Annotated in this window: 1 protein-coding gene; it reads right to left on the bottom strand. The window is 71.4% G+C overall.

What is annotated here, in order from left to right; all coding sequences use genetic code 11:
- Window positions 1-605: MFS transporter (locus ACLFKU_RS43905; protein WP_410853410.1), on the bottom strand; the 605-nt coding region annotated here is incomplete at both ends.

The following is a 605-nucleotide window of genomic DNA, read 5'->3' as shown; positions in this document are numbered from 1 at the left end:
AGGGTGCCCAGCACCAGGGTCAGCGGATGCTCGCGCAGCACGGTCAACATCGGCAGCTTGACCCGTTCGTTGCGGTCCAGCGCGGCCTGGAACTGCGGGGTCTCGTGGATGTTCAGGCGTACCCACAGGCCGATGCCGACCAGCAGCGAGCTGGCCAGGAACGGCACGCGCCACCCCCACTGCAGGAAGTCGGCTTCGCTCATCGCGCGACCCAGCAGCAGGAAGATGCCGGCCGAGAGCAGGAAGCCCAGCGGCGCGCCGAGCTGCGGAAACATGCCGTACCAGGCCCGTTTGCCGGGCGGTGCATTCTCGGTGGCCAGCAGCACGGCGCCGCCCCACTCCCCACCCAGCCCCAGGCCCTGGCCGAACCGGCACAGCGCCAGCAGCGCCGGCGCTACCAGGCCGATGCTGGCATGCGTGGGCAGCAGGCCGATCGCCACGGTCGAGATGCCCATCGTGAGCAGCGCCGCCACCAGGGTGGCCTTGCGCCCGATGCGGTCCCCATAGTGGCCGAAGACCGCCGAGCCGACCGGCCGCGCGATGAACGCGACGGCGAAGGTCGCCAGCGACTGCAGCCTCGCCGCGCCATCGCTGCTCTCCGGGGA

This window comes from Paraburkholderia sp. EG304, assembly GCF_046543485.1.
Classification (GTDB): Bacteria; Pseudomonadota; Gammaproteobacteria; order Burkholderiales; family Burkholderiaceae; genus Paraburkholderia; species Paraburkholderia youngii.
Note: the sequence above shows the minus strand (reverse complement) of the source record. Positions and strands in the feature narration are given on the sequence as shown.